At 69.4% G+C, this 13,950-nt stretch carries 13 protein-coding genes; 9 read left to right on the forward strand and 4 right to left on the reverse strand.

Annotated elements, in window-relative coordinates:
* Positions 1-40: 40 nt before the first annotated feature.
* From VHB27_RS11365 to VHB27_RS11380, 4 genes are all read right to left on the reverse strand, one after another.
* Complete coding sequence (locus VHB27_RS11365) at positions 41-754, reverse strand: ABC transporter ATP-binding protein (protein WP_325600381.1); 714 nt, start codon at positions 752-754, stop codon at positions 41-43.
* 79 nt (positions 755-833) lie between these two features.
* Complete coding sequence (locus tag VHB27_RS11370) at positions 834-1,955, reverse strand: ABC transporter substrate-binding protein (protein ID WP_325600383.1); 1,122 nt, start codon at positions 1,953-1,955, stop codon at positions 834-836.
* 26 nt (positions 1,956-1,981) lie between these two features.
* On the reverse strand, positions 1,982-3,274 hold the full coding sequence (locus VHB27_RS11375) for an aromatic ring-hydroxylating oxygenase subunit alpha (protein ID WP_325600385.1): 1,293 nt from the start codon (positions 3,272-3,274) through the stop codon (positions 1,982-1,984).
* Positions 3,275-3,280: 6 nt separating this feature from the next.
* A complete protein-coding gene (locus VHB27_RS11380; RefSeq protein WP_325600387.1) occupies positions 3,281-3,874 on the reverse strand; it encodes an urea carboxylase-associated family protein in 594 nt (197 codons plus the stop codon).
* 250 nt (positions 3,875-4,124) lie between these two features.
* Between VHB27_RS11380 and VHB27_RS11385 the strand changes: the two genes are divergently transcribed.
* From VHB27_RS11385 to VHB27_RS11425, 9 genes are read left to right on the forward strand one after another with little or no spacing between them, the layout of a single operon-like run.
* On the forward strand, positions 4,125-6,503 hold the full coding sequence (locus tag VHB27_RS11385; protein WP_325600389.1) for a xanthine dehydrogenase family protein molybdopterin-binding subunit: 2,379 nt from the start codon (positions 4,125-4,127) through the stop codon (positions 6,501-6,503).
* Complete coding sequence (locus VHB27_RS11390; RefSeq protein ID WP_325600391.1) at positions 6,500-7,315, forward strand: FAD binding domain-containing protein; 816 nt, start codon at positions 6,500-6,502, stop codon at positions 7,313-7,315. The genes VHB27_RS11385 and VHB27_RS11390 overlap by 4 nt, the downstream gene beginning before the upstream one ends.
* On the forward strand, positions 7,312-8,556 hold the full coding sequence (locus VHB27_RS11395) for a 2Fe-2S iron-sulfur cluster-binding protein (protein WP_325600393.1): 1,245 nt from the start codon (positions 7,312-7,314) through the stop codon (positions 8,554-8,556). The genes VHB27_RS11390 and VHB27_RS11395 overlap by 4 nt, the downstream gene beginning before the upstream one ends.
* Complete coding sequence (locus tag VHB27_RS11400) at positions 8,549-9,034, forward strand: MarR family winged helix-turn-helix transcriptional regulator (protein WP_325600395.1); 486 nt, start codon at positions 8,549-8,551, stop codon at positions 9,032-9,034. Before VHB27_RS11395 ends, VHB27_RS11400 begins: the two co-directional genes overlap by 8 nt.
* A gap of 45 nt (positions 9,035-9,079) precedes the next feature.
* On the forward strand, positions 9,080-9,907 hold the full coding sequence (locus VHB27_RS11405; protein WP_325600397.1) for an ABC transporter substrate-binding protein: 828 nt from the start codon (positions 9,080-9,082) through the stop codon (positions 9,905-9,907).
* Positions 9,874-10,608 carry an amino acid ABC transporter permease gene (locus VHB27_RS11410; RefSeq protein ID WP_325600399.1) on the forward strand — a complete coding sequence of 245 codons (735 nt, stop codon included), beginning with the start codon at positions 9,874-9,876 and terminating at the stop codon, positions 10,606-10,608. Before VHB27_RS11405 ends, VHB27_RS11410 begins: the two co-directional genes overlap by 34 nt.
* Before the next feature lie 5 nt (positions 10,609-10,613).
* Positions 10,614-11,342 (forward strand): amino acid ABC transporter ATP-binding protein, encoded by a 729-nt coding sequence (locus tag VHB27_RS11415; RefSeq protein ID WP_408903991.1) that lies wholly within the window; start codon positions 10,614-10,616, stop codon positions 11,340-11,342.
* Between the two features lie 14 nt (positions 11,343-11,356).
* Positions 11,357-12,427, forward strand: coding sequence for a TauD/TfdA family dioxygenase (locus VHB27_RS11420; RefSeq protein WP_325600403.1), 1,071 nt, complete (start codon positions 11,357-11,359; stop codon positions 12,425-12,427).
* Positions 12,424-13,776: an LLM class flavin-dependent oxidoreductase gene (locus VHB27_RS11425; protein ID WP_325600405.1), complete on the forward strand. Its 1,353-nt coding sequence runs from the start codon at positions 12,424-12,426 to the stop codon at positions 13,774-13,776. The genes VHB27_RS11420 and VHB27_RS11425 overlap by 4 nt, the downstream gene beginning before the upstream one ends.
* Positions 13,777-13,950: the final 174 nt, after the last annotated feature.

Raw genomic sequence — 13,950 nt, forward strand, 5'->3', positions numbered from 1 at the left:
CCCGATTCCGTCGGGCCCTATTGCGCCGGGCCCGATTGCGTCAGACATGCGCGGCGGCCGGACGGGCGGCGCGGTGCGAATGCTCGATCATGCCGCGAAGCTCGCCGCAGAGTTCGTTGAACACCGCCGTCTCGCCGACGGACGGATCGCGCGGACGCGGCAGGGGCACGCGGATGTCGGCCACCACCGTCGCGGGGCGCCGGTGCATCACCAGCACCCGGTCCGCCAGGTAGACCGCTTCCCGGATCGAGTGCGTCACGAACAGCGCGGTCTTGGTGTAGCGGTCCCAGATATCCAGCAGCGCGTCGTTCATCTCGTCGCGCGTGATCGCATCCAGCGCCGAAAACGGCTCATCCATCAGCAGGATATCCGGATCGTACACCAGCGCTCGGCAGATCGCCGCGCGCTGCCGCATGCCGCCGGAAAGCTGGTGCGGCTTGTGGCTTTCGAAACCGTCCAGCCCGACCAGGCTCAGCAACTGGCGTGCGCGCGGCAGGTAGTCCTTGCGCGGCCGCTGCAGGATGCCGATCGGGAACATGACGTTGTCCAGGACCGTCTTCCACGGCAGCAGCGTGCTTTCCTGGAACATGATCCCGGTGGTGGTGCGCGGCCCGGTCACCGGCGCGCCATCGATCGTGATGGTTCCGCGTGAAATCGACTCCAGGCCGCCGCACATCATCAGCAGCGTCGACTTGCCGCAGCCCGACGGCCCCAGGATGGCGACGAACTCGCCGCGCCGGACCGAGAAGGACACGCCCGCCACCGCCTCCACCGGCCCGTTGGCGGTGTCGAAGATCTTCCACGCATTGTCGGCGCGGATGCATTCGGCGGGGTCAGGCGAAGTAATCGCGGTACTCCTTCACCTGCTGGTCGGCCTTGGTCCACTCGTCGGGCGTCAGCTTGACGCCGCCGACGAATTCATTGGTGAACAGCGAGGCGGGATCGGGCTTCTTGTCGTCCGGACCGCCGAGGTATTTCATCACCAGGTCCGTCATCGCGCCGTAGCCGTCCAACTCCGACCAGCCGATCCCGTGCTGCTTCGCGGGCGCCGCGATCATCGTCATGCGGAAGATTCCCAGGCCGGTCGCGATCTGCTTCGGACCGTTCGCCGCCAGCGCCGCTTCCGGCACTTGCTTCAGGAACAGCTTCACCGCCTCGTCCGGCTGCAGCAGGCAGAAACGGGCGGCCTTCATGATGCCCTCGGCCATCGCCTTGCACAGGTCCGGTTCGGCCTTCAGCACCTCGGGCCGGGTCAGCAGCGCGTTGTTGTAGAAGGTCAGGCCGGCCTTGCTGTACGGGAAGAACCGGATCGGCGTGTTGTTGGCGACGAACAGCGGCGCCATGGACACGGCGAACCCGCAGATCGCGTCGACCTTGCGCTCCAGCAGGATGCGCTGGCGCACGTTGGGATCGACCGTCACCAGCTTGACGGTGGAAAGGTCCAGGCCGGAACTCTTCGCGAAGGCCGGCAGGAACGGATATTCGCCGGAGTTGACGGTGCCGCCGAGAGATTTGCCCGCCAGGTCCGAGACTTTGCGGACCGGCGAATCCCCCAGCACCGCGACCGCCATGGTCGCGTCATAGCCCGCGTTGGCGATGCAGACCGTCGGCAGGCCTTTCGACGCCGCCTGGATGCCGGTCGATGCCGCCGCGAGGCCGAAATCGAACTGCTTCGAGCCGACCGCCTGCGCCGCCGCGACCGACCCGTAGCCGCGGCTGATCTGCACGTCCAGGCCGGCGTCGGACCAATAGCCGTTGGCCTTGGCGACGAAGGCATAGGCGTTCGATCCCTCCGCCACCCAGGGCAATGTCAGCTTCACCGTCCGCAGCGCCGCCGCGCGGGACAGGTTCGGGATCACGAACGGCGCCGCCAACTCCGCCGTGGCCAGGGCCGCTGCGTTCAGGGCCGCTGCGTTCAGGGCGGCGGCCTTCAGGATCGTGCGGCGTGTCGGCATGACCGGTTTCCTTGCTGCGAGCCTGGTCACAGGCGAGCAAGTCTCGTGCCAGGGGCCGGGGAAGACGCCGCCTCGACGGGCCGGCACCCGTCGCCGCCCAAGCTGATGCCCAGCGCCTTGTGGTAGGCCTGCAGAAGCCATTGGTTGAACTGCTGCAGCGTCCGCTCCAGCGGCCCGTAGATCCCCGCCGGCAGGAAGCGGGACGACTTGCCCGCCTGCATCGCCAGGTTGACCGGCACGTCCTGCGCCCAGATCTTCGCCCCGCCTTCCCGGACCTGCGCCGCCCGCTCCGCGAAATCCGGCAGCGACAGCGTGGTCTTGGGCAGGATCCAGCCGCCGCCGGTGACACGGTCGTTCGCCGCCAGCGTCGTCGCCGCGCCGGTGGGACGGATCAGCGCATAGGCGATGACGCCGGGGGCGAAGATCAGCGTCATGCTGGGCGGGATCATCACGAAGGTCAGGTGGCCGCGCTGCCAGTCGGACAGGGTCGGGATCGCGGGAAACATCGCCTCCGGCCCCCAGCCGTCGCGCATCATCCCGCCATCGGGCGCCAGCAGGGGCACGCTGCGCAGGATCGCCGCGTCGCCGGGCGCCATCTCGGTGAACCGCACGCCGCCATCCCCGAGAACGCTGGGGGCGAAATCATGCGTGCCGCGATGCACGAACTCGGGATGATAGGCATCCGTGAAGTTCTCCACATGCGTCTTCCAGTTCCACGGCAGCGTCTGGTCGGAGACGACGGGCGGCACGGCCTTCATGTGCGGTTCGTCGTAGCCGTCCCAGAACGGCTCGACCTTCTCCAACGCCGGCGGCGGCACATTCGTATCCAACGAAACGAAGATGAACCCGTGCCACAGCATGATGGGCAGGCTGGGCAGCCGGACGGATTCGCGCAGCAGCAGCACGACGTTGCGATCGCCCATGCGGGGGGCGCCGACAAGCTGTCCGTCCAGGCCGTAGCTCCATTGATGCAGCGGACAGATGAAGCCTTTGCAGCTCTGCTTCGGGGCGCACGGGATGACCTGGCCGCGATGCTGGCAGACGCGGCTGAGCGCGCGGATCTGCCCGTCCCGCCCGCGCGCCACCACCACGGGCTCCCCGGCGATCTCGGTGCCCAGGCAGTCCCCGGTTTCCGGGATCTCCTCCGCTCGGCCGACGCAGTGCCATTGCCTGGCGAGAACTTCCCGCCGCTCCCACTCGAAGAACGCGTCGGAGGTGTAGCAGGCGGCGGGCAGCATGGTCGTCTCGACGTCCGAGGGGCGTAGTTGCCGCAGCAACGACAGCGTCAGGTCGAGATCGGTCATCGTCGAACCGTCCATGGCGCGTCAGTCCACGATCTCGAAATGCGCTTCGGTCGGCCGGCACGCCGCGCCGTTGATCGGCAGGATGTCCTGCGGACAGGCGGAGAAGGCGATGACCAGGTCCAGCTCCGCGCGCAGGACGATATGGCAGCCCGGCGTGCCGACGGGCGCATCGAAGGACAGGTTGCCTTCCGTCGTCCAGGGGATGTTCATGAACAGGTTGAACGGGCTTGGCGTTTCGGGCGGTGTCAAGCCCAGCTCCTTCAGTCCGGCGGCAAGGTTGTCGGTGCAGTTGTCATGATATCCGTCATGACCGAGTTCCTGATACCGGTAAATGTCGCAGGCCGCCATCAGCGTGTCGTGGATGCCGCCGGCGGTGTCTTCCAGCACCGTCAGGATCGGGCGGCGATGATTGGTCAGCATCGCGTCGCCGATCCGCGGGATGATGTGGCGGCTGCTGGCGCGGGTGTGCTCCATCGACATGAACTCCGTCATGTCGGCGCGGTTGAACGCCCAGGTGTCGACCACCTGCGCGCCATGGGTGTTGATGACCTTCACCCGCTGGCCTTTCGCCACCGCCGCCGCCTTGCCGCGGCGCGCCGGAATCGTCTGCAGCATCTCCGCCCTCCCCTTGCCTAAAACCCGATCATCTGCCGGGGAAATCGTCAGTATACTGTCGATCGATCCCCGGCTTCCGCCCTAGCACGGCAGTTGCAAGCAAACACCGGACCGGATTTCCCCCCCCAAGGGGCGGACAAGGGGCGGACAAGGGGCGGACAGGGGACGAACAAGGGACCGACAGGGGGCGGACAGGGGACGGACAAGGGACGAGCAAGGGACCGACAGGGGGACGGATAAGGACGGACGGATGGACGTGATCGAAGCAACGGGCAGTGGGGTCGGCCGGCGCGTGCCGCGCAAGGAGGACGACCGCTACCTGCGCGGCAAGGGCGTCTTCGTCGGCGATATCCGCCTGGCGGGCATGCAGGAACTCGCCTTCGTCCGCAGCCCGGTGGCGCATGGCATCCTGCGGGCCGTCCGCAAGGCCCCGGGCGCCGAACACGCCGTCTTCACCGCCGCCGACCTGGCCGGCGTCAGCCCGATCGTCGCCAACTCCGGCCTGCCAGGCTTCAAGCCTTCGGCCCAGCCCGCCTTGGCCGAGGGCAAGGTGCGCCATGTCGGCGAGGCCATCGCCGTCTGCATCGCCCCCACGCGCGCCGCCGCCGAGGACCTGGCGGAGCAGGTCGAGGTCGAGATCGAGGAACGGCCCGCCGTCACCGACATGCTCGACGCCCGCCGGCCCGGCGCGCCGCGGGTGCACGACCACTGGACCGACAACGTCTTCCTGGAAACCCGCACCGAGGCGGACTTGTCCGCCATCCGAGCCCGAGCCGCCGTCACGGTGCGGCGGCACCTGCGCACGGCGCGGCAATGCATGTCGCCGATGGAAGGCCGCGGCGTGGTGGCCGAATGGGACCGGCGGCTGGAGCAGTTGGCCCTGCATACCTCGACGCAGATGCCGCATATCGTCCGCACCGGCCTCGCCGGCTGCCTGGGGCTGAAGGAGGACCAGGTCCGCATCATCGCCCCCGATGTCGGCGGCGGCTTCGGCTACAAGGGCATCCTGCTGCCCGAGGAGGTGGTGGCGGGCTTCCTCGCCCGCCATCTCGGCCATCCGGTCCGCTGGATCGAGGACCGGCGCGAGCAGCTTGCCGGCAATGCGAACTGCCGGGAGCACGACTACGACATCACCGCCTATGCCGACGCGGACGGGCGGCTGCTGGCGGTGGACTGCCAGGCGACGGTCGATTCCGGCGCCTACTCGATCTATCCGTTCTCCGCCTGCCTGGAGGCGGCGCAGGTCGGCAGCATCCTGCCCGGCCCCTACATGATGGAGGCGTTCCGCTGCCAGACCTGGTCGGCGGCGACCAACAAGCCGGGCATCGTGCCCTATCGCGGCGTCGCGCGCGCCGGCGTGTGCTACGCGATCGAGAGCATCGTCGACGACATCGCCGCCGCCGTGGGGCAGGAGCCGTACGAGGTCCGGCTGCGCAACCTGGTGCCGCCGGAGCGGATGCCGTTCGACAACATCACCAACAAGCATTTCGACAGCGGCGACTATCCCGCATGCCTGCGCCGCGTGGTCGCCGCCATCGACGTGCCGTCGGTGCGCAGGCGGCAGGCCGAGGCCACCGGACCCGTCCGCATCGGCCTGGGCGTGTCGATCTTCTGCGAGCAGGCCGCGCACGGCACCTCGGTCTATTACGGCTGGGGCATCCCCATGGTCCCCGGCTACGAGCAGGCCGTCGCTCGGCTGACCCCCGATGGCGGGCTGGAGGTGCGGGTGGGCATCCAGTCGCACGGCCAGGGGCTGGAGACGACGCTGGCCCAGGTCGCCCATCAGGTGCTGGGCGTGGATATCGAGCGGATCCGGGTGCTGCACGGCGATACCGGCATGACGCCCTATTCCACCGGCACCTGGGGCTCGCGCTGCATGGTCATGGCCGGCGGCGCGGTGGCGACCGCCTGCAAGGACCTGGCGGAGCGCATCCGGCGGATCGGCGCGCATCTGCTGCAGGTGCCCCCGGACCAGGCATTGGTCCAAGGCGGCTGCGTCGTTTCGGGTCAGGCGAGCATACCGGTCGCCGATGTCGCCCGGACCTGGTACCTGCGCCCCCAGGAACTGCCGCCCGATGTCTCCGCCGGGGGGCTGGAGGTCACCAGCGGCTATCGCACCACGCGCGACACCGGCACGTTCAGCTACGCGGCGCACGCGGCGGTCGTCTCGGTCGACACCGAGATGGGCGAGGTCCGCATTTTGGACTACGCGATCTGCGAGGATGGCGGCGTCCTGGTCAATCCGATGATCGTCGACGGCCAGGTGATCGGCGGCGTCGCCCAGGGTATCGGCACCGCGCTGTACGAAGAGATGCCGTTCGACGCCAACGGCCAGCCTCTGGCGACCACGCTGGCCGACTACATGCTGCCCGGCGCGACCGAGGTGCCGATGCTGCGCATCGACCACATGGAAACGCCCTCGCCCTATACCGAGTTCGGCCAGAAAGGCATCGGCGAAGGCGGCGCGATCGGGCCGCCGGCCGCCGTCGCCAATGCGGTGAACGACGCGCTGCGGCCCCTGGGCGCGCGGGTGGACCGGTTGCCGATCACGCCGCACCGGGTGCTGGAAGCGCTGCTGGCGGCGAAGATCCCCTTGGGGAACGCTCCCGTCGGGAACGTCCTGACGTGAAGGCGGCGGATTTCACCCTGGTCCGCCCAACCACGCTGGCCGACGCGCTGGCCGCGCTGCGGGCGCCGGAGGCCCGCGTGATCGCCGGCGGCCAGTCGTTGGCTCCCATGCTGAACCTGCGGCTGGCGCGGCCGGAAACCTTGGTCGCCGTCGGCACGCTGCCCGAACTCGCGGGCGCGTCGGAGACGGTGGAGACGATCACGCTGGGCGCGGGGACCACCCATGCCGCCATCGCCGACGGCCGCACCCCCGACCTGCCGGGCGGCATCCTGGCGCGGGTCGCCGAGGGCATCGCCTATCGCGCGATCCGCAACCGCGGCACGATCGGCGGCAGCCTGTGCCACGCCGACCCGGCGGCCGACTGGCCCACGGTGCTGTCGGCCCTGGGCGCCTCCGTCGTCGTCGCCGGACCGGCGGGGACCCGCACGGCCGCCCTGCCCGGCTTCATCGCCGGCGCGTTCCGGGTCGCGCTGGACAAGGGCGAACTGGTCCAGGCGGTCCGCATCCCCAAACCGTCCGCGGGGTCGCGCTGGGGCTACTACAAGGCCTGCCGCAAGCCCGGGGAGTTCGCCCACGCGATGGCGGCCGTCCTGATCGACGGCGCCGTCCGCCGCGGCGTCATCGGCGCCGTCGGCGGCGCCCCCATCCTGCTGCCGGACCTGTCCGAAGCCACCGCGCGCACGGCGCTGGAGGCCAGCGGGCTCGATCCGATGGGCCGGCAGATGCAGGTGGTCGCTTTCCGCCGAGCGCTGGCGATGGCTGGGACTGGGACTGGGGCTGGGGCTGGGGCTGGGGCGGAGGCCGGCCGATGACCCAGGTCAGCATGGCGGTCAACGGGCGCCGCGTCTCGGCCGACGTCGAGCCGAGGACCCACCTGGCGGATTTCCTGCGTGAAACCCTGCTGCTGACCGGCACCCATATCGGCTGCGAGCACGGCGTGTGCGGCGCCTGCACGATCCTGCTGAACGACGAGCCGGCGCGGTCCTGCCTGACTTTCGCCGCCCTGTGCGACGGCGCCGACATCCGCACCGTCGAGGCCCTGGCCGACGATCCGCTCGGCGTTGCCCTGCGCGCCGCGTTCACCGCCGAACATGCGCTGCAATGCGGCTACTGCACCCCCGGCATGCTGGTCACCGCACGCGACATCGTCCGCCGGCTGCCGGACGCCGATGAGGATCGCATCCGCCTGGAACTGGCCGGCAACCTCTGCCGCTGCACCGGCTACAACGGCATCGTGCGCGCGATCCGGCGGGTGATGGAGGCGGGCGCCACCGAGGCGGTCGCTCCGTCGCGGGCGGGGGCCGCGGTGTCGCACCCGGATGCCGTGCCGGCGTCCGTGACGGATGCGGCCGCTCCGCCGGACGCCGTCCCCGCATCGTCGCTTTCAGGCGCCGTGCCGGCGCCGGTGACCGGGGCAGGCGCCGTGTCGGCGCCGGTGACCGGGGGGTTCGCTGCGCCCGGCGCCGTGCCGGCCGCGAAGCCTGGCGTCCCGGCGCGGACCGGGGCACCACGCGGAGACGGCCTGCATCCGGTGCTGCGGATCGCCCAGCCGGTCGAGGCCGTCTGGGTCTCCATCCAGGATCCCGCCCTGATCGCCGCCTGCATCCCCGGCGCACGCGTCGTCGCGATCGACGGCGACCGCGTCTCCGGCGAGATGCAGGCCAGCCTGGGTCCCATCACCGCCCGCTTCGCCGGCCAGGCGACGCTGAGCTTCGACCAGGCCACCCGATCCGGCCGCGTCGTCGGCGAAGGACGCGACGCGCGCGGCGGCACGCGGCTGACCGGCGAGGCGGCGTTCACCGCCGAACCGGACGGCCCGTCGGCCACCGTCCTGCGGCTGGCGATCACCTACGACCTGCGCGGTCCGCTGGCGCAATTCAGCCGCGGCCCCGTCGTCGAAGTCTTCGCCGCCGAGATCGCCGCGCAGGTCGCCCGGAACCTGGACGCGCGGCTGCGCGGCCAGGCGCCGCCGGCGGCCGGCGGCGGGCTGCGGCTGATGCTCCGCGTGCTGTGGCAAACGATGAAGCGGTGGATGAAGGGATCGGATGGCTGATCGTTACGAAACCGCAGCGCCGACCGCCTGGGACCTGTCCAACCGCCCCGGCTTCCTGATCCGCCGCCTGCACCAGATCCACCAGGCGATGTTCGCCGAGGAATGCGCGGCCTTCAACGTGACGCCGGTGCAGTTCAGCATCATGTCCGTCGCCGCCGCGCAGCCGGGATTGGACCAGGCACGGCTTGGCAACGAAGTCGGCGTCGACCGCACCACCCTGGCCAACGTCGTTGCGCGGCTGGAAGCGCGCGCGCTGCTGGTCCGGACGTCGGGCGCCACGGATCGGCGCGTCAAGCATGTCAGCCTGACGCCGGAAGGCCTGGACCTGCTGTCCCGCATCGAGGCACCGGCGCGCCGCGCCCATGTCCGCACCATCGAGGCCCTGCCGGACGATGAGCGGGAGGCATTCCTGCGCGCGCTCGCGCGGCTGGTCGAAGCCGGCAACGAATACGGCCGCGCGCCGCTGCGGCTGGCGTGACGGCATGGGGCTTGCTTCGATGCCGACAGGCTTTGGAGATATCCGATGATCCGCTTTCTCGTCGCGGCCATGCTGTTCCTCGCACCGATCGCCGCGCGCGCCCAAGGAACGACCACACCCGGAACGACCACACCGGGAACGGTCACGCCGGGAACGATCACGCCGGGCACCGTCGTCTGGGGCCTGGCCGCGACCTTCCCGCCGTTCGAGTTCGTGAAGGACGGCAAGCCCGCCGGCTTCGACCTGGATTTCCTGGAGGCGGTGTCGAAGACGATGAACGTGAAGCCTGACGTCCAGAGCTTCGAGTTCAAGGGCCTGGTGCCGGCACTGATGGGCAAGCGGATCGATGCGATCATCAGCGGGATGTACATCAACCCGGAACGACTGCAGGTGGCCGATTTCGTTCCCTATATCCTGGTCGGCAACCAGATCGTCGTGAAGGACGGCAACCCGCTGAAGATCGACGGGCCGATGGCGTTGTGCGGACACCGCGTCGCTGCCCCGGTGGGCACGGTGTTCGAGCAGGCGGCCAACAAGGTGAACGCCGATTGCAAGGCCGCCGGCAAGCCGGCGCTGATCCAGCTTGCGCTTCCCGGCACGACGACCTGCGCGCTGGCGCTGAAGGAAGGCCGCACCGATGCGATCATCGTTTCGACCCCGACGGCGGCGGCCCTGGAATCGGAAACCCCCGGCAGCTACGCCAACGGCGGCCCGGCCTATGCGACCGACACCAAGATCGGCATCGCGGTGCTGAAGGGCAACACGGCGCTGCTCGACGCGATCGACAAGGCGGTCAAGGCGGTGGTCGCGGACGGGACCTATGCGAAGCTGCTGGCCAAATGGAACCTGCCGGCCGGGAGTTCCGCGTTCTGAGCGTGCTCTCGCCCTCGCTGCTGCTGCACTACCTGCTGAGCTTCGACTTCGCCGGGGCAGCCTGGACGACGCTGTGGATCAGCCTGGCGTCGCTGCTGCTGGGCATGGTCGTGGGCCTGGCGCTGGCCATCGGGCAGGAGGCCCCGTTTCGCGTGATACGGCACCTGGTGCTGGCCTATCTTTGGCTGTTCCGCGGGACGCCGGTGCTGTTGCAACTGGTCTTCGCCTTCAACGTCCTGCCGGCGTTCGGACTGGTGCTGCCGGGGACCGCATGCGCCGTGCTCGCGCTGGGATTGAACGAAGGGGCCTACATGGCGGAGATCATGCGCGCCGGCATCCACGCCGTCGGCCGCGGCCAGCGGGTGGCCGCACGCGCGCTGGGGCTGGAGGAGGGACAGATCATGCGGTGGGTGGTGCTGCCGCAAGCCCTGCGCATCGTGATCCCGCCGATCGGAAACCAGTTCATCGGCATGCTGAAACTATCCGCCCTGGTCTCGGTGATCGGCGTGCAGGAACTGCTGCTGACCGCCGACCAGACGGCATCGGCGAATTTCCGCTATATCGAGACGCTGACGGCGGCCGGCATCTATTACCTGGCGCTGACCACGGTCTTCATGCTGGCGCAGTCCTGGCTGGAACGCGCGCTGTCCCGCCGCCCCGGCCGGCGAAGCGGCGCCCTGGTCGCGCAGGCCGTGCGATGACCGTGCTGCTGGACGCTGCCTCGATCTGGAAGAGCTTCGACGGCGTGGAGGTGCTGCGCGACGTGAGCCTGACGGTGCGCCAGGGCGAGTGCCTGGTGCTGCTGGGCCCCTCCGGCTCCGGCAAGTCCACCCTGCTGCGCTGCCTGAACTTGCTGGAACCCGTCAGCTCGGGCAGCATCGTCTTCGACGGGACGGAGATCGCCAACACGCCACGCGGGCAGGTCGCCAAGGTGCGCCAACGGATCGGCATGGTGTTCCAGAATTTCGAGCTGTTCCAGCATCTATCGGCGCTGGACAACATCGCCCTTGCGCCGATCCGGGTTCGGAACGTATCGCCGGACCGGGCACGCGAACAGGCGCGGACGCTGCTGGACAGGGTGCATCTGCCGGACAAGGCGGACTCGTTTCCCGACGAACTATCCGGCGGCCAGCAGCAGCGCGTCGCCATCGCGCGCGCCTTGGCGATGGAGCCGGCGCTGATGCTGTACGACGAGCCGACCAGCGCGCTCGACCCCGAAATGGTCGGCGAAGTCCTGGCCGTGATGCAGGACCTGGCGGAGACCGGCATGACCAGCGTCGTCGTGACGCACGAGCTTGGCTTCGCCCGCCGGGTCGCGGACCACGTCGTGTTCATGGATGGCGGCCAGGTGGCGCATCGGGCCTCGGCCGCCAGCTTCTTCGGAGACAAGGCGCCGGAGCGCGTGGAGCGTTTCCTCAGCCGCATGCCAGCGTGAAAGGGATCGGAACGATGGACCTGCTTGCTCCTATCGAAACCAGGGCCGCGTGGCGGGCGACGGAGCTGGAAGCCTCCGAAGCCTGGGGCCGAGCGTTGCAACCGCGGGAGATCGCGGCGCTGGAGCGGGCGGCGGAGGCGTCCTTTCGCCACCCCTGCCCCGGTTTCGGGCCTTCGGCGTTCTCCGTCCCCGAATTGAAGCCGCTGTTCGGCTGGATGGCGGAGCAGCTTGAGCGCGGGCCGGGTGCGGTACGGCTGGTCGGGCTGCCGGTCGAGCGCTACACGCAGGACGAGCTCAAGCGCATCTTCTGGGGTTTTTGCGTCAATCTGGGGATCCCGGTCTACCAGACATCGGCGGGCGAAACCCTGGGGGCGGTGAAGGATGAGACCGGCACCGGCGCCGCCCTGGACTACAACAGCGGCAAGGACAAGCTGATCTCGGCGCGCACCGTCGCGCGGTCCACCGGCGCGCTGCGGTTCCACACCGACAAATGCGACCTGCTGAGCCTGCTCTGCGCCGGCAACGCGATCGACGGCGGCGTCTCGAAGATCGTTTCCAGCGTGACCATCCACAACGAGATGGCGCGCCGGCGCCCCGACCTGCTGAACGTCTTCTACCAGCCGTTCTGGCGCATGCGCCCCGAGGACGAGGAAGGCGACCGCCCCGACCGCGTCTTCCCCATGCCGGTGTTCGCCCGGGCGGCGGATGGCGGTTTCACCAGCCAGTATTCGCGCACCTATATCAACCAGGCGCAGGAGGTCGCGGGCGTTCCGCCGCTGACCGAGGAGCAGAACGCCGCGATGGACCTGCTGCACGAGATCGGCGAGGAGGTCTGCCTGTTCGCGCCGTTCGAACCGGGCGCGATGCAGTTCATGACCCAGCACGTGACCTATCACGGCCGTACCGCGTTCAAGAACGACGAAGCCTCCGGCCGGTCGCGCGTGCTGCTGCGCGTCTGGCTGTCGCCGCCGTTCAGCCGGCGCCTGCCGGACGGGCATGCGGTGCAATGGGGCGACACGCGGCCGGGCGCCCTGCGCGGCGGCGCCCTGGTCGGACGCAGCGCGATCACGGAGATGGCCGCATGAGACGGGAACGGGTCGACGAGCAACTGAAGCTGGGGGCGTTCTTTCATCCCACCGGGAACCATGTCGCGTCGTGGCTGGACGAAAGTGCGCAGATCGATGCCGGAACGAATTTCCGGCACTACGCGGAGCTGGCGCGGACGGCGGAGCGCGGCAAGTTCGACCTGATGTTCCTGGCCGACGCCGTCGCGACGCGGGACGGCAACCAGGTCGCCTTGCGCCGCTGGCCGCAATACATGGCGTATTTCGATCCGCTGACGCTGCTGTCGGCGATCGCACCGCTGACGAAACATCTCGGCCTGTGCGCCACGGCCACCACCAGCTATAACGAGCCGTATCACATCGCCCGCAAATTCGCCTCGCTCGACCTGATCAGCGGCGGGCGGGCCGGCTGGAATGTCGTGACGTCATCGAACCAGTCGGAAGCGTTCAACTTCGGCCGCGAGGCGCATTACGAGCACGACGCCCGCTACGACCGCGCCGTGGAGTTCACCGATGTCGTGTTCGGCCTGTGGGATAGCTGGGACCCCGACGCCTTCATCCGCGACCGGGCCACCGCGCTTTATTACGATCCCGAGAAGCTGCACGAGCTGAACCACAAAGGGAAATACTTCTCGGTCAAGGGGCCGCTGAACGTCGCACGGTCTCCGCAGGGCCGGCCGGTCATCTTCCAGGCCGGATCGTCGGAAGCGGGCCGCGAGCTGGCGGCGCAGACGGCCGAGGGCGTGTTCACGCCGCAACACACGCTGGGTGGCGCGCAGGCGTTCTATCGCGACCTCAAGGGCCGCATGGACAAGTTCGGCCGCCGGCCCGACCAGTTGAAGATCATGCCCGGCCTCAATCCCATCGTCGGCAAGACGATGGCCGAGGCCCGGGACAAGCACGAGCACCTGAATTCGCTGATCCATCCGGATGTCGGGCTGGAGGTGCTGTCCTATGCGCTGGGCAAGTTCGACCTGCGCGGCTACGACCTGGACGGCCCGCTGCCGGACGCGGTGCAGAAGCAGAGCTCCAACGCCGGCCAGACGTCCTTCAACAACGTCCTGGCCTGGGCGCGGGAGGAAAAGCTGACCATCCGCCAGCTCTATCTTCGCTTCGCCGGCGCACGCGGGCAGCGGACCCTGGTCGGGACGCCGACCAGCATCGCCGACGAGATGCAGGCGTGGTTCGAGGGTCACGGCGCCGACGGGTTCCTGGTGCATCCCGCAACGCTGCCCGGCGGGCTGGACGACTTCGTCGACCTGGTGGTGCCGGAGTTGCAGGATCGGGGCCTGTTCCGGCACGAATACGCCGGAACGACGCTGCGGGACAACCTGGGCCTGGACGTGCCGGAAAGCCGCTACGCCGCCTGAGCGGGCCGCAGCCGCGTCGGCACCCGTCCATGGCGCAGCCGCTTCGGCACCCGTCCATACGGAACGCCGCTACAGAAGTCCCTTCAGGCGCAGCAGGCCGAAGGTCGCCAGCGTCATCGCCTCGTTCACCACGCCGTCGCGGACCATCGACTCGAACACCGGCAGCGGGAATTC

Source organism: Rhodopila sp. (genome assembly GCF_035548235.1).
Lineage (GTDB): Bacteria > Pseudomonadota > Alphaproteobacteria > Acetobacterales > Acetobacteraceae > Rhodopila.